The 16,536-nt window shown below is 44.5% G+C and carries 12 protein-coding genes; 2 read left to right on the top strand and 10 right to left on the bottom strand.

Features of this window, described 5'->3' with window-relative positions; genetic code table 11:
- Positions 1-104: 104 nt before the first annotated feature.
- From tssA to DFP82_RS04200, 10 genes are all read right to left on the bottom strand, one after another.
- The gene (gene tssA, locus DFP82_RS04245; RefSeq protein ID WP_110922493.1) at positions 105-1,256 is read right to left on the bottom strand and encodes a type VI secretion system protein TssA; all 1,152 of its coding nucleotides are present in this window, start codon (positions 1,254-1,256) and stop codon (positions 105-107) included.
- Positions 1,256-4,168, bottom strand: a complete 2,913-nt coding sequence (tssH, locus tag DFP82_RS04240) for a type VI secretion system ATPase TssH (protein ID WP_110922492.1) — start codon at positions 4,166-4,168, stop codon at positions 1,256-1,258. Before tssH ends, tssA begins: the two co-directional genes overlap by 1 nt.
- A gap of 169 nt (positions 4,169-4,337) precedes the next feature.
- On the bottom strand, positions 4,338-5,378 hold the full coding sequence (gene tssG, locus DFP82_RS04235) for a type VI secretion system baseplate subunit TssG (protein ID WP_110922491.1): 1,041 nt from the start codon (positions 5,376-5,378) through the stop codon (positions 4,338-4,340).
- Positions 5,342-7,165 carry a type VI secretion system baseplate subunit TssF gene (gene tssF / locus DFP82_RS04230; RefSeq protein WP_110922490.1) on the bottom strand — a complete coding sequence of 608 codons (1,824 nt, stop codon included), beginning with the start codon at positions 7,163-7,165 and terminating at the stop codon, positions 5,342-5,344. Before tssF ends, tssG begins: the two co-directional genes overlap by 37 nt.
- Positions 7,166-7,219: 54 nt before the next feature.
- Positions 7,220-7,711 carry a type VI secretion system baseplate subunit TssE gene (gene tssE / locus DFP82_RS04225; protein ID WP_181416237.1) on the bottom strand — a complete coding sequence of 164 codons (492 nt, stop codon included), beginning with the start codon at positions 7,709-7,711 and terminating at the stop codon, positions 7,220-7,222.
- Positions 7,712-7,812: 101 nt separating this feature from the next.
- The gene (locus DFP82_RS04220; RefSeq protein WP_025651832.1) at positions 7,813-8,316 is read right to left on the bottom strand and encodes an Hcp family type VI secretion system effector; all 504 of its coding nucleotides are present in this window, start codon (positions 8,314-8,316) and stop codon (positions 7,813-7,815) included.
- A gap of 53 nt (positions 8,317-8,369) precedes the next feature.
- The gene (tssC, locus tag DFP82_RS04215) at positions 8,370-9,860 is read right to left on the bottom strand and encodes a type VI secretion system contractile sheath large subunit (RefSeq protein WP_110922488.1); all 1,491 of its coding nucleotides are present in this window, start codon (positions 9,858-9,860) and stop codon (positions 8,370-8,372) included.
- Between the two features lie 3 nt (positions 9,861-9,863).
- On the bottom strand, positions 9,864-10,376 hold the full coding sequence (gene tssB / locus DFP82_RS04210; protein ID WP_110922487.1) for a type VI secretion system contractile sheath small subunit: 513 nt from the start codon (positions 10,374-10,376) through the stop codon (positions 9,864-9,866).
- 27 nt (positions 10,377-10,403) lie between these two features.
- Entirely contained in the window at positions 10,404-11,105 is a 702-nt protein-coding gene (locus tag DFP82_RS04205; protein ID WP_110922486.1) for a tetratricopeptide repeat protein, read from the bottom strand.
- A gap of 120 nt (positions 11,106-11,225) precedes the next feature.
- Positions 11,226-11,657: a hypothetical protein gene (locus tag DFP82_RS04200; RefSeq protein WP_110922485.1), complete on the bottom strand. Its 432-nt coding sequence runs from the start codon at positions 11,655-11,657 to the stop codon at positions 11,226-11,228.
- Between the two features lie 211 nt (positions 11,658-11,868).
- Between DFP82_RS04200 and DFP82_RS04195 the strand changes: the two genes are divergently transcribed.
- Positions 11,869-14,760: a DUF2345 domain-containing protein gene (locus DFP82_RS04195; RefSeq protein WP_110922484.1), complete on the top strand. Its 2,892-nt coding sequence runs from the start codon at positions 11,869-11,871 to the stop codon at positions 14,758-14,760.
- A complete protein-coding gene (locus DFP82_RS04190) occupies positions 14,760-16,523 on the top strand; it encodes a phospholipase effector Tle1 domain-containing protein (RefSeq protein WP_110922483.1) in 1,764 nt (587 codons plus the stop codon). The genes DFP82_RS04195 and DFP82_RS04190 overlap by 1 nt, the downstream gene beginning before the upstream one ends.
- Positions 16,524-16,536: the final 13 nt, after the last annotated feature.

Here is a 16,536-nt window from a genome sequence, read left to right as displayed (position 1 = left end):
AAGCCCTTCTCTATCAGTCCAAAGGTGTAAACATACATTAAAAATGGCACACAAATTGCCAGTTAAGCCGCAGCCAAATTGACTACTTAGTTATAACTGTCTTCTTAGCTATAACTGTCATCAGATGAGTCACGTTTTGGCTGAATACCAATCATGTCTGAAAGATTAGCAAGCTGGTCTTCATTTTTGATGATATGTGTGAGCCATTGATCTAGCGGCATATCAGCCCAATTGATCGCTCGACCGAGTAAAAATGTCACTGGACTGTGCGGCTCATTGGTCGCAAAGTAGTCTTGAATTTGACCTAATAATTTAAGCGCTTGCCGGCGATTGCTTTGATGATCGCGGTTGTTCGGATTAAAGCTGGTTGATGCGCTTGTTTTTGCACCAATTGCTTGTCCATCATTTAGCACTGCATTCTCAGTAGAAAAACCTTCTTCCATATCGTCAATACCTTCTTGACTATTACTGTCTACCATATCAACCTGCTCTGGTATCAATGAGTGCAGATGTTGCTTCAGTCCAGCTAACAGCTCTGTCACTGGCGCGAAGACAGGCGCATCGATACCCATGAGATCATTTAGTTGGTCAGACAATGCTTGCCACTGCTCGGTAACGGTACTCAGAGTCGTCATCAATGCACGTTGCCATGATTCGCTACTGCTTTTGATGGCTTGGTTATAATCACTAAGCGTCAATTGACTGGACGATTCGCTATCAGGATTTTGCTGACGCTGCTTGTCATGGTCACGAGCGGTTAGATAATAGTTATAATTATATTTTTCTGTCTTTGTATCAGAGAGTGATAGCTGTTTTAGGTCATCAGTGAGCGCTTTTACAAACCATGATAGTAGCCCTGCCCTAATATCCATGCTGTCTTCTTCACCATCCAATGGTGGGTACATGGTGAGCCAGTACTCATCATTGAATGCTTGCAATACGCTTAGCCCATGACTAATACCTGCCAGATGATCTGTATGACTCAAGGCATCAACGTACCATAGTGCCAACTTCATATCCTTACTGGTATGACTTAGCAACTCTGCACACTGGTTTTTGACAAAATCCCAATCAGCGACTTTTAATTCAGTGACCCAGTTGCCTTGTGCCAGCAGTGGGTCGTCCTCTTGACGAGCAGCAACGATGGCATCGATACGTAAATCAAAAGTCAGGTCTTCGCCGACACCATGATGACTGCCATCAATAGGAGCGATAAGGGCATCCATATTGGTGGCTAAAGAGTTATCAGTGCTCATTATAGTAATTCCTCTTTAACAGGTTTTTTGCGTGCTGTTTTTTTAACTGTTGGCTTTTTAGCAGCAAGCTTTTTGGCTGAAACTGGTTTGCTTGCCGACTTTTTAACCTTATACTCAGTCTCATCTTCACTGTATTGCGCCATTTGATTCAGCGGCACAACCGCATCGGTATCCAGACGATACGCAAAATTATCTTCATCATCGACGAATACAGTAATTTTCTTTAGCACACTCTGACTGTCATCATGAGCCAGTAGCTGACCTGCCAGCTGCGGTAGCAAGGTATGACTGATGATGGCATCGGCATTACGTGCACCAGAGTCGACCTCATGACAACGCGATAAAATGAGCTCAATGACCTCAGGGTCAATGACACAAGGCACATCATAATTGTCACGGATGCGGGCAGTAATTTTATCCAGTTTCAGGCGAATAATTTCTGCCAGCGCGTCATCCGTCAATGGATAATAAGGAATGACCGTTAGACGACCCAAAAAGGCAGGCTTGAATGATTTGTATAAATGCGGATTAATCACCTGTTTTAGGCTATCGCTGTCTGGTAAGCTGAAATCAGTGACGGCTGGATCAGTATTGATGCACGCTTGCATAATCTGCGATGAACCAACATTACTGGTCAATAAAATAAGCGTGTTTTTGAAATCAATTAAACGCCCTTCGCTGTCTTCCATGACTCCTTTGTCAAAGACCTGATAAAACAGATCCAATACGTCTGGATGGGCTTTTTCTACTTCGTCAAGCAAAAGCACACTATAGGGACGACGGCGGATAGCCTCCGTTAGCACACCACCTTCACCATAGCCCACATAACCTGGAGGCGAGCCTTTTAAGGAGGCAACACTATGCGCTTCCTGATACTCTGATAGATTGATGGTAATAAGATTACGCTCACCACCATACAATACCTCTGATAGCGCCAATGCAGTTTCTGTTTTGCCCACACCACTTGGCCCCACGAGCATAAACACCCCTTGCGGGCGATTAGGATCATCTAACCGTGCTTTTGCAGTATGAATCCGCTTGACGATAGCAGCCACAGAATGGTCTTGGCCAATGACTCGCGACTGCAAAGTATCAGCCAAGTTCAAGATATGGTCTTTCTCATTCCCTGCCATATCGTTAAGTGGAATCCCTGTCCAATCCGAGATAATCTGCTTAATAACTTGTCTGTCTAATACAGGATGAATGAGGCGATGTGTCTCTTGTACTTGTTTTAGTGACTGCTCAATGCTTTGGTACTCAGACTGTTTGTCTAAGCGCTCTGTTGCACTGAGCGTATCAGCACCATCAGCCTTACCATTCAACTGCTGATTTAAGGCATCAAGCTGATCATTAAGCTGACGTTGCTCATGCCAGCGACTGGTCATGTCAGCGATGCTTTGCTGATTGGTTTGACGCTGTTCATCAAGCACGGCAATTTTTTGGCTGACTTTTTCTTTTTCGTCCACACCGCCGATACGCTCAAGCTGTTGACTGAGATTATTGATATGCTGCTCTAATTGCACACCTTTGGCTTGTAATCTATCCAGCTGATTGGGCATGGCTGTTTTTGATAAGCTCACCCGTGCAGCTGCCGTATCTAATACGCTGACCGCTTTATCAGGCAGTTGTCGATCACTGATATAACGTGCTGACAGCTCAACGGCTGCTTGTAGCGCATCGTCATCTATCAATATGCTAAAGTGCGACTGCATCTTGGCACTCAAACCACGAATCATCGCCACTGCCGTATCGATATCAGGCTCATCAACTTTGACTACTTGGAAGCGACGTGATAATGCTGCATCTTTTTCAAAGTACTTCTTATATTCTGACCACGTCGTCGCAGCAATGGTTCTGAGCTCACCACGAGCCAGCGCAGGCTTCAGCAAATTCGCCGCGTCGTTTTGACCCGCTTGCCCACCAGCGCCAATCAAGGTATGCGCTTCATCAATGAACAAGATAATCGGCTGTACCGACGCTTGTACTTCTTCGATGACTTGCTTTAGACGGTTTTCAAATTCACCTTTGACACTCGCCCCAGCTTGCAATAGCCCCATATCGAGACTACGTATCGTCACGTCTTTAAGCTGATCAGGTACTTGGCCAGCAACTATCTTTTGCGCCAATCCTTCTACCACAGCAGTTTTACCAACGCCTGCCTCACCTGTCAAAATAGGGTTGTTTTGGCGACGACGAATCAAAATATCGATCAGCTGATGAATTTCAAACTCACGGCCTATCACTGGATCTATTTGCTCTGCACTGGCTTTAGCAGTCAAATCATAAGTATATTTATCCAACGCAGGGGTTGGCTTAGTTTCAGTTTGCTTAGCGTCTAAAGATTCTTGATTGTTAATATCATTGTCTACACTATCATCAGCACCCTTATTCACGCCTTTATTGCTGCTTGACCCACTACCCTCGGTACTACCAAGACATTGGCGTTCATAATCATCTTTTAGGGTAAAACGATCAATATACTGTAGCTGTTCAGGGAGGGTTTTGAGTAATGACTGATAGCGCTCATACGCCAATAGCACGAGCAATATGTGTCCAGAGCGGATTTCGAGTAGGCTGTTATTATCATCACTTTGGCTATGTTGGCTACTGGCTAGCTCCCACGCATCTTCTAACAACGCCATCAACCCTTGACTAAACACAGGGGTCGAGCCTGTTGCCTGACTAAAAGTACCGAGCAAGTCTGTGATATCTACTAGCAATGCCTGCTGATTAATCTTATTGAATTTCAGTATTTGAGCCACGTCATTGTGCGGCGTCGCAATCAACTCATGCAATAGATGGACAGTATCGACTTCACGATGTCCATTATTGATACAAAGCCTAGCTGCCTGCTGCAAACACTGTCGGCAGCTCGGACTCAAGCGGGTAATTACAGCTTTTAACTGGCTCATAAACCTTTTCCTTTGGCATTATCGTTGTCATTTTCGATAGACTTAACATTATTTTTATAAAACGGGTGTATAAAACTTAATAAGATGGAATTTAGCAATAGACCAAAACTATCTATAAAACTCAAAATTGCTGATAAATACAAAAGCAACCTATGTATCTATTAACTACTTACTGAATAGGCAACGCATAGCGAGTGTCATCATGATGCTGGGTCGCGGGCTGCGATACCAAAAACCCACCTTGCCCCAAGCCACCAAAACCACTTTCAGACAATGACAAAGGAGTGATGTACTGCTTGTCCAACTCGAGCTGCATCTCAACGGCAAGACAGACACCGCACCATTTACGGATAAAATCAATGATGACTTGATACATATCACCGGCTGGCAACAGTCTCAAATAACGCTTGGCATCCAACTGGTGAAATACGATTCTAATTTTGCTATCGAACTGTACGACGCGCGCACCGCAAAATGCAGATAAGCCAAGTGCCGCATGTTGTCCACCAAGTGCAGTCTGCTCACTAGCTGGCAAGTCAAACCATTCTGGTACGAACTGCTCCACACTCACCGTGCTATCCAAAAAGTGCGACAGTACATGTGCTAACTGATCAGCGGTCAGACGTCCGGGGGCAATCATGCCAGCATAGGCAATTAAGCTGTCGATGGCGGTTAACTTCTTAGGCTGACGTGCCAGTGCCCGCAAGCTCAACAGGTAGCTGTCTTTTTTGTCCTTTAACTCATACTGTAATGGCAAGTTATAAAACCAGCTCGCTTCGACATACAAATCAGTTAAACGATGGTTAAATAAATCTAAAAATGCCGGTGCAGCTTTGTCTTTTGCATGATTGACTCGTGATGCTAAATGGTCGGTATACATCGCGGGCAAAGCCGATAATGGGCCCGTAAGTCCAATAACTGCTGGGCAAACCTCTATCTGTCTGCCCATTAACGAACTGGCCTTTATTTGACCATCTTTTACTGAACTGTCACTGCCTTCCATATTGTCTTGGGCAATGAGCGCCATTGACTCAATTTCAGCTTGCGGATATGCCAATGACAACGAGGCACGGTAACGCACTTCGATAGGCGCATGCCCCATACTGACTTCATGCTGAACTAAGCGCAGCGCTTGCAATAGCTCATAAGATTGTGGCGCCGCTAGTAAATCCGTTAGATAAGAGGACTGAGACCGCTGCGTGGCTGACATCTGTATATCTCCTCTTTCGTAACGGCATCACTAATGGCAACCTCAACGAAGCTATTCAAGCTAGCGTGATAGCCAAAGACATGAGCCAATAAATGGGCAAACTGGCGGATACTCACTCCAGCAAAATTCTTTTGGTTAATCTGAATATCAATGACCGTACCACGCACAAACCCAGGTTGCGGTAAGCGCTGAATACGCCTAGCCGCAATACTGGTTTCGACAGCGACGATGCCTTCAACCAGCAGCTTATTAGATGCTGATTGGGTAATATCATAAAGCGACAGATACTCTTTCATCAGCTCCGCATCTTGGGCTGCCAATGATAAAAAGTTCAGACTAATCAGCGATATCAATCGCCAGCGCTCTTCACCTGTGTATTCAAACCGTGCCGTTCTGGTTGGCTGCTTTAATAGTGACAAACTGCTAAATCCTGTCATACCTTCACTAAACAGATCACCACGGCTTTGACCAAATATCACTTGGGCGGGCAAGTCTCTATTGGTACATAACAAAGAAGCACTCATGCTCACCGCGCCTGACAAGTCTTCACGGTTTTTTTCTACAAACATAATCTGATATTCAAAACCTTGCTTAAACTCAGCCATGTCTTTATCACGTTTAATATGATAATAACGGCCTTCATCTTGCTGCTCATAGTGATTGAGCGCATAAAACGGATGGTATTCACGTTGTATCAGACGATTGTCGCTTTGCTTAGACTCTATGACCTTGTTGATCTCATAGATTTCATGCTGAAAAAGCGCGCGAGTATCGGGCACCAAATCATAATAGACAGAACGATGGGTCACTTGGATAGGCTTGGCAGCAGCTTTGAATAGATTGACAACAGGCGTGCAAAACAACTTGATACTGCTAGCGCTTAGCTGCTGCAGGTTTTTTAGGCGAATGGTGTTTTTTTTATCAAACTTAAAATAACAGCGAATCTCAAAGCCATTACTATCAATTTTTAAATTTGGACAAGCACGGCCAAGATTCAGACGTAAAAAGTTGAATTTTTCAGGGAAATAAAAATACTCTTTTAATAAAGCAGAGGCGGCATTACTCACACGGTGACTGGGGAGCACTTGCTGTTCAGGGGCAAAGCCTATAATCTCAAACGGACTACCCGTTATCTTGTTGACCTGCCTACCATGAAGGTGCGTTTGCTTGACGTCACACCATAATAAATCCCAGAGACTGGTGCCCTGACTGGCATCTTCGTCTATATACAGATCTAACGAATGACTTAATAATGCCTGATAGTCAAAGCTTGGGTTCAGCGCCTTAAATTTAATACTGATACAACCATTTAGCAGACCATGCTGATTGTCATAGATTTCTTGGCGAGTCTCAAAGCTGACGCTATCTATCTCTATCGGTAACAACGTCACGTCTTGGGTTGACTGAAACTGGCAAGGCGTCCCATTTATCTTTTGGGTGGCAAATGTGCTCTGTTTCGGTGCCAAGACCGCTTCACTCATCGCATTGCCCTGCACGCCCAGATTAAACTGCGCGATAGAGACGGATGGAAAGGGTTTGAGATAATCAGGATAAACAACTTCTAATAACGATTCTGTAAAGTCAGAATACGAGTCATCTAGTTTTTTATTGATACGCGCGCTAATGAGAGAAAAAGCCTGTATCAACCTTTCAATATGTGGATCATCTACGGTATCGTGCCCCATCAGTAACCGATTGGCTATTTTTGGGTACTTTTTGGCAAACTCTTTTGACTGTTTATTAAACAGGCTAAGCTCATGCTCAAAATAAGGAAGTAGACTGTCCATGATGCCTCAATACGGTTATCGCTGCCAACTCTGACGGTTAAGCATTGATATAGGTTATTTTATTAAGTAACGTTGAGAGCTTGGCTCAAAGAACGCATCGAAGCTAACAAGCTCTTGTGCTGGATACACTTTCAGTAACGCTTCAATCGAAAAACACAGCTGATTGACATCAACCGCGCCAATATCTAGTGATACGCGAACGTTTTTTAGCCGGGTGTCTTGCTGTTCAACGGTTGTTGCGATTTGTCGACAGATATAATCGCAGTCAGCAGGGTTGGCACTGCTCAATCCCACAAAATCCAATATGCCAAAATTCAATATTGATGAGCGCACGTGCTGATAGTCTTGCAGCTTGCTAGACACCACACAGCGCGTATTCAATAAAGCCTCAAGATCTCGCGCGACAGAAGACTTCAATTCATCAATATTAAGGCGACGCACCACGAGCTCATGCGCCAAATGACGAGGCTGATCATCAAATAACTGTTCGAACAAATTTGGGCGAAACCCAAGTTCTTTGTTAGAGGCATTAGTAGCGTAGTTCATCGATACGATCATTCCTATTTAGAAAAGTAAAAAAGAAAGGCCTAGATATAAACCTTTCTTTTTCGGTACGATAAGATAGACAACACCTGATACAGCCTGACTTAGGCAGTATAAGTAGCAGTATTATTGGCTAGTGACCACTTCTTAGTCACAGCGCCTTTAGCAGTACCATCGATATCTTGCTGGGTGTAAGTCCACTCAACAGCAGCATACTTGATACCGACTTTTTCGATTGGTACGCCTTCTGAACGTACGGTTGGCTCAACACTTGCGATAAGCGCATGCTTAAGCTTAACTTCAAGATATTTAACGCGCTTGTCACCGTTGGCACGATAAAAATCAATTTGAATTTCATCGAACGTGTAACCGGCAGAACAGGCTTCCCATAGCTTAGGACTGGTCGAATCCAAGTCTTTCATAAACGTCATGTCAGCATGCTCACAACGCTCAGAAGTGTGACCACCAACGCTACTTGCTGTCGCTGATTTTGGCTGACGGATCAAGTGATCCCAAGTGTTTACTTCAAGCCAACCTTTATGCTCGCTATCACGAGACTCGCCATCAATTTTATATTTACCACGGAACTGAATATAAATATCTTTCATGTCACATACCTTGTTTTGAAAAATTAAATTTAACGTTAGTTTTTAATAAACGATTAGCTGTTGCTAGACTGCGGCAGTTGAGTAACCAGACGCAAAGAAACAGACAATTCGTCAAGTTGAAAGTGTGGTCTCAAAAAGACCACTGACTTGTAGACACCAGGCTTACCCGGTACTTCTACAACTTGTACAGAAGCTTCGCGCAGTGGGTACTGGGCTTTTGCTTCCTGTGAGGCTCCGTCATCTAACAAGACATAACGTGAAATCCAGTCGTTCAAAAACGTCTCAACATTACCAGGTGCTAAGAAACTACCAACCTTATCGCGCATCATCGCTTTTAGATAATGGGCAATACGTGACACAGCCATAATGTATTGAATCTGCGTCGATAGCGCAGCATTGGCATTGGCATCATCGTTTTGATAAGTTTTGGCTTTTTGTACTGATTGCGCCCCAAAAAAAGCAGCGTAATTGGTATTTTTGCAATGGACTAATGGAATGAAACCTAAATCGCTGAGCTCTTTCTCACGGCGATCTGTAATAGATATCTCAGTTGGACACTTAAGTGCCAAATCCCCTTCATCTGTCTTAAAGGTATGGACAGGTAAACCTTCAACCAAACCACCGCCCTCAACACCGCGAATAGCCGCACACCAACGGTAATCAGAAAAGGCAGCCGTCAAGCGTGAGGCAAATGCATAAGCTGCGTTCACCCATAGATAATCACTATGGTCGCTACCTGAAACGTCTTCGGTAAAGTTAAATCCTTCAACCACCGTGCCATCTTTAGGATCATAAGGCAGGCGCCCTAAGAATCTAGGCGCAGTCAGTGCGACGTAACGAGCATCCTCTGACTGTCTAAACGCGCGCCAGCGTATATATTCAGCGGTTTCAAATATCTTCGACAGATCACGAGGACGACCGATATCGGTGAACGAATCCAGACCAAACATCTCAGCAGATGCTGCTGATACGAAAGGCGCATGAGCCGCAGCAGCAACATGAGACAGTTGCTCGAGTAGATACATGTCTGAATTTTGACGAGTAAACTCAAAATCACCAACGATGGCAGCGTAAGGTTCGCCACCGAAGCTACCAAACTCTTCTTCGTAGATCTTTTTGAACAATGTGCTTTGGTCAAAATCGATTGAAGACTGAAAGTCTTTGGTTAGCTCACGCTTGGTGGTATTCATCATGCGGATTTTCAGCATAGACTCTGAGGGCGTTTGACTACATAGATAGTGCAAACCGCGCCAGCTAGACTCTAGCTTTTGAAACTCAGGCGCATGCATGACGGTCGTCAATTGCTTAGATATCAGCGCATCAATTTGTGCAATACGAGCATCAATCGAGGCAGCCAAGTTATCTGATAACGTCACAGTACCTTGCATGACTTCGTTGGCAAGCTCGGCGATTTGTGACTTCGCACGATTTTTTTCATCATCGGATTTGGCAACGTTACTTTTATTGACGATTTCTTCAAGCAAGTCGTAGCTTTCACTATTTACGGAATCCGTTGCTATATTCTGCTGGGCTTGGGCACTCATCGTTTAATCCTCACCGTCAATTTGGTTTTGTTCAGCCATTTTTTTGACTTGCTCAGTATTTTTGAGCACATCATCCAATAGATCTTCGAGTTTTTCGTTGGCTGATATCTTATTGCGTAGATCTGCTAAGCGATCTCGTGCTTGTACCAATTGCTTTAACGGTTCAATCTGGTCAGCGACAGCTTCGGGGCGAAAATCATCGATACTGTTGAATGCCAAGTCAACGGCAAACTCACCGCCTTTGTCGCTCAAGTCATTACTGACACGGAAAGTCGCACGAGGTGCTAGACCTGACATCACCTCATCAAAGGTATCCAAGTCCACTTCAACGAACTTTTTGTCTTTAAAGCGAGGTTGCTCAAGTTTAGAATCTCCTGAGAACTCTCCTAGCACACCGACCACGAAAGGGATTTCTTTCGTTTCGATCGCATCACCAACTTCGACGTCATAGGTAAGATGTACACGAGGAGCACGTACTTTTGCGAGTTTCTTTTGCACACTGTCTTGCTTTGCCATAATTAATTACCTCAGCAGTTTCTGGTTTCAACGCAATATATCAAATGGATCAGTAGATACAGGAGTATTGCTTCTAGTAGGGGTAGGCTTTTGAACAACTGGTTTAACGTAAGTTCTTTTTGGTTTCACTACTGTTTTTTTCTTAACAGGAGCAGCTGTTTTCTTCGTGCTGCTTGTTTTTTTAGGGACGCTACGTCTTACAACTTTCGGTGGTTTTGGCAAAGACTCATCGTAATTAAACCCATAAACATCACCAGCTATCTTACTCAAGGCGTGCTGATATTCTTTTTTAAACGCCGCATCGACATTATTTAAGTAACCAGACTGCAATTGTTTTTGAGCGATGATGGCACTGCTATTCAACAAAATATTTTTGAGCTCAGCCGTGCTCTTACCTTGATCAATTGCTTCACTAGCAGCATAGACCGCATAATCATGATAGCCATTGTTATAGTAAATCTGTGCCAAGACTTCCCATGCCAAAGAGTCATTGCGATTAACAGCCAGCCTTTGATTTAAATTTGCAATTAATTGATGCAGCTGCGGTGACTTGGCATCTGCATTTTTAAGCGTGGCGAATTGATTGATAATACTAGAGCTTGGATCTTTTTCTTGAATCACAAGCTCACTGTGTGCAGCACTCATCGCTGAACCCATGATAAACAAACCCGCTAAGAGTGCTTTCGGTAGCTTAAAGCTGACGTTAATACTGCGTTGGATACTGGTCATCGTAAGTCGGTGCTCGTCGTTATTAGTATTAAGTGCGTAAGTACTAGATGGATACTTTTTTACTTTGAGTGTCTTTGCTCTAAAGCTTTTTAATCAAACCAGAGGCTTTAATTAGAAGCTCTAATTAGAGTTTTGTATCAAGGTTGTGATATTGGTTAGCTTGTTTTTAAGCATGGCTTTATCACTACTATCCATTAATGAATCGTTGTGATAAGCACTGATATTATTCTCTGTTAATTTGATAGATGAGAGCATGGCTATTTGACGCGCCCCAACTGCTTGCTTATCAAACTTAAGGGCTTCGTTAGCCGCTCTTAGTGCCCGCGCATAATTTTTTGAGTCATAGTTGCTTTTAGCGACAGTCATCCATGCTTCAAAATCACCTGGATTGGCATCTGCCAAATAGACAAGTGATGGCTGACTCAATGCCTTGACAGTGGCACTTTTTTCTTCTTTAGCAGTCGTGTTACAACCAGTTATTACCATCGAAGCGCTCAGTACTATAGATAGCAAACCCATCGTTTTTAGGTTGGTACGATAAATATGATTCATAGGTGCGGTATCATCACTTAAGTATAAAAGGAAGTATATTGACGTAAAAATCTAACTAAAGTCTATCAAGTAGAAGAATTAGGTGAGATTGATTATACATACACTTGACAATATTTCAATAAACTCTATACTTTTATTGACAAATAATTCAGCAACAATCCAATTCGGGCCATTTCCTTGGTATAAAGCCAGTAGTAACGGTACCCCTCTCATGCCTTCTAATACCAGTCGCCTACATACAATTACCGTTCATGCCGACAGCTTCACAACCAATGCTTTCTATCCTATTGCATTTTTTGGGGCTAGCGGTGTCAATAAAACCGATATCATTGACATACTAGTGTTCAGTTACGATTTTTTGGACTCGGACGCTTGTTTATCGTTGGTCGGTACGCCTATCTGCTTGACCACGCTATCCTCTAATCGCACGCCTACTTGCCGTACTGGCCTCATACGAGGTATCAGTTATCAGCAGTCTGATGGTGCGATGCATTTTTATGCGTTAGAGGTCGTGAGCCCTGATTGGCAATTGACGCAGTCGATACATACTCGCAGTTTTATCAATCAATCCACCCTCGATATCCTGACCGCTATTCTCGGTGACTATGATATAAAGTGGCAAATTTCTGAGTCTCTTTTGTCATCAGACAGTGCCTACTCAGAGCGCTTATCTCTACCCTTACCTATACGCACGCAGTCGGATGTCAGTGACTATGAGTTTGTCATGGGTTTGCTAGCTGATATTGGTGTCTCTACTTTGTGGGTATCAGGGGATTCGGTAGATGATTTGGGGACGTGGTGGTTGGTCAGTGGTTTCGATGAAAATGAGCGACTGCCTCTAACCTATAGCTATGCCCAATCATCAGTACAGTCAGGTCAAGACAGCGTGAATGCATTACAGATGACTACGCAGCAGCTAGGTAGTCATAGTGTCATGGTACGAGCAGATGGCCTCGCCGCTGATACCATCTATGAAGGTCAAGCAGTAGATGAGTCACTGCTTGCGATAGATGACACGACGATTCTGATTGCCGCACCATCACGTGTCTATAGCGATGACGCGGCGACTGCGATTGCTGAGCAATGGATCGCGGCCAATCGCTGTCAGCGTGAGACGTATCAAGCGACTGGCGCCATGCGTGGTCTAAGTGTCGGTAGTCCAGTAAGTATCAACAACCTACCCTCCATTGGCAGCTTATCGACGCATTGTATCGCAGTGACATTAATCGGTATTGAACCTGACAACGATAGCGTGTCTTATCATTATCAGGCCTTTATCAAACAATGGTTACAGAAAACTGTACATCTCATACAACGCCGTACCACAAGCTCGAACCTATTATCAATGCCCGATCATGGCTTTAATATCGCTCGTGATACTGGGGTTTGGGTATCAGCTACGCTACTTGATGCCAGCACCCCCTATTGTCCTTATCCCAGCGCCTTGTCCTTTGCCAGTAGTACCTATCACGGCCTGACCCAAGCGCGTACAGGAGACACGAGTAGCTCATCTTCTCCTAGTTACGCCTCTAGTATTACTGATGACAGTCTACAGCAAACCATTACCACACCCGTTTGGTCAGGTATCAGTCCTCATGATGATGGCACGACGCCACCGCTACGCTCCTTGCAACTCTCCTCAGGCGCTACTCACGGCTGGCAGTTCGCCCCGCGCATCGGACAGTCGGTACTGCTTAATCACTGGTATGGTGATATTGACAGTCCGGTGATTAGCCGTGCGCTCTTTGACGGTATCGGTATGGGTGATGTGGACGAGAAAGATATCACCACTCAGGATGCAGGTTTATCTAATCGACATAACCTCAAAGGCGGTGCTTCTCCTAGATGGCATGGCGGTGGCTTGGGTCACTCGCAAATCAGTGATGATGATACTCATAGCGGCTGGATCTCTGGTATTGCGCAATATGGGCTGACGGCTGACTCTGAAGTGTCGATGAGCTTTGATGACACGCCAAACAAGGTCGGTCTACAGTGGACGGTAAATACTGGCACGCGCGCCAATGCTGAGACGCCAACCATTACTTCTAACGCCACCTTTGCTCCTGATGAGCATATCGTCGCATTGGGCACACTACGTCATCGCTTTAGCAATCATCAATCAAATGACAGTGGTCAAGGCATCAATGTCGCTACCGATCATGGATTACAAATCACTGGTGATACGGGTGTACTGCTGTCTACCTTTGATATCAGACACAGCCAGTCAGAACATGAGTCTGCGTGGGTCAATGATGCAGGACAGCAGCAGCTTAAGTTGGGCGCTGAGCTAAGCGAAACGTTAGCGGAGGCCAAGCAGGCACATCTGCAATCGACCGAGGCGCTCAGTAATGCCCGAGCGTCAATAGAAGGGTTTAAGAGTACAGCACAAATCATTGATGAGACACTGAATACGGAAGTACTTGGCGCAGCGGATGTACTGCTAGTAAGCAAAGATAGTATCCTCGCATCAAGCAGCAATACGCTGTGGACAGCGAAAACAATCGTTAGGCAATCAGGCAGCACGCAATCAGATATGGTGGCAGGCAATTATGCGCTGGCAGCAAATACGATTGATTCACTCTCAGGCGTCGGTGGTCAAGCGGGTCTATCAGGACTACATATCAGTGCCAATACCAAACCTGTGGCGATACAGGCACAGGGCGGTGAGTTGCAATTGCACAGTCAACAATCAATGACAATCGGCACTGAGTCAGGACAGGTCAATGTGTCGAGTCCGAAGCGGATTAAGCTGCAAACGTCAGGCGGAGCGTCGATTACGATCGATGACAGTGGTATTAAGCTGGTGTGTCCGGGGACGGTTAAGATTCAGGCGGTGAAGAAAGAGATGGTTGCGGGGGCTTTCGCAAAACACGGCATACTTGATTATCAAGATCCTCACGATGAGATGTTTGTCATTCGTGATCAAAATGGCGATCCTGTTCAAGGCTTCCGATATAAGATCGTTGATGATCTTGGTAAGATATTCTATGGTCGCACAGACGAAAAAGGTCAGACGGCTCGTATCTTTAGTGGTGCTAGCAAGACCAAGCTAAAGGTATATCCAGATAGGCGTGATAGTAATAGTAGTGAGGATGATGAATAATGAGTAGCGACAACACAAAAAAAGAGGAACCAATCAACGGTGAAAACGATCTAACCAATCCAGAAGAGAACTCATCTGTAGATCTTGCTATCGCCAACCTGACATTTAATATTTTCTTTGATGGTACATGGAATAGTAAAGAAAACTCAGATCTATACAACGAAATTGCGCCAAAGCAGGTAAAAAATCTAAAAGATAGAATGGATGCAAAGTATAACCCGCAACCTTGGCCAGTTGGCTCTTCACTTAGCTTTGCCCGAGCGCCAAGCGTAGTGGATCAGTTACATAGAGCGGCCGATAGCGATAGACCACACGTTATCAACCTATATACCGACGGCTCAGGTATCGAAACCAGAACAGAATCAAACGATGCATCAGCTCCCGTACCAGGATGGGAATATCATGCTGATGACGGCATAGGTTCAGGGTTAGGAATGGGAGATACTGGTGCTAAGACCAAGCTTGAGAATATGTTAGAACATGTAAAGACGGCTTTAGCGTCTTATGTTGGTAAGGGCAATAATCCCAAACAGCTGGTATTCAATGTCTATGGCTTTAGCCGTGGTTCGGCAACTGCTCGTATGTTCTGTAAACGTATCTTTACAGAGAGAAGCACTCCAAAAGTTAAGGAGTTCGTCGATCTAACAAAATATGATGTAGTCTTTGACTTTGTGGGTTTATTTGATACGGTGTCTTCTATCGGCACCAACCATGATAACGACGTGGAAGATGACGGCCAAGAGCTGGATTTTAAAGAAATAGATGGAACTAAAGTCGTACATATCGTCGCTGGTGACGAGTACCGTCAGAAATTCAACCTAACCAGTATCGGGCAGTCCGTACGAGCTGATGTCGGACTGGAATTTATCATACCTGGTTGTCATACTGACATCGGCGATGGCTTAAGTACTTTGGGCGAAGTTAATAAAGTAAATAGCTGGTATATCAAAGGTCGTGATGACGCAGAGCAAGTTGTCCTCAGTAGAGACCGTCATAAACTGCCTCAGTTTGGCTCCCCTAGAGAAAGAAGAAGAGAACCTGCTCGTTATAGAGACATTGAGCCTGATCCTAACAGAGACATCGAGATGAGTAGCTTTTGGAAAGTCTTTACTCCAAAAGTCTTTGAATATCAGAGTCAGTCCTTTAGCGCACAAAAGTACGCGGACTTCGATATTATATTACAATCGCTAAAAGCAGAGGGCTGGGCGGACAACACAGGAAAGGCAGAATATCAGTGCCTAGGGAAAACCTGTGAGATTGACACCTGTAAAGTCAAAAGAAAACAAGTAGAGCATGAAGCTGCTGGGCTAATACCAGTGGCAGAACCAGAGAAAGCGACAGGAAAAGAAGCAGAGCTATTTATCCGCTGTACGGGCGATAAGAATCAACTCATCACCAACAGAAAACAAGTCTCTCCAGACTACCCAAAGATACCTACGCATCTGATGCTCACCTTTATCAAAAAATACTGTGCCGACTTTTATCTCCCTGATACGCTAAAGATGTATGCCGTGCCAGCAGGGCTATCCTCTGCCTTTAAAGAGTTAAAATCGCAAGCGCTAGCATTAGATGGTAAAAAAGACTATGTGGATAAAAACATGCACAAAGCCGATGGTAACCCCCATCGATTGCACTTTAGCGACTTGACTATTAAAAATCGCTATCTACATGTTAGTAGTAGCATCAGCGGCCCTGTATATGTGAGTGTCCCCAATATAGACAATAGGGAAAATATATTTTTCCGCTACGTCATTCAAGGTTAATCAACAGGAGTAA

It is taken from the genome of Psychrobacter fozii (assembly GCF_003217155.1).
GTDB classification, from domain to species: domain Bacteria; phylum Pseudomonadota; class Gammaproteobacteria; order Pseudomonadales; family Moraxellaceae; genus Psychrobacter; species Psychrobacter fozii.
The sequence above is the reverse complement of the archived record's forward strand: the minus strand, read 5'-3'. Positions and strand labels throughout refer to the sequence as shown.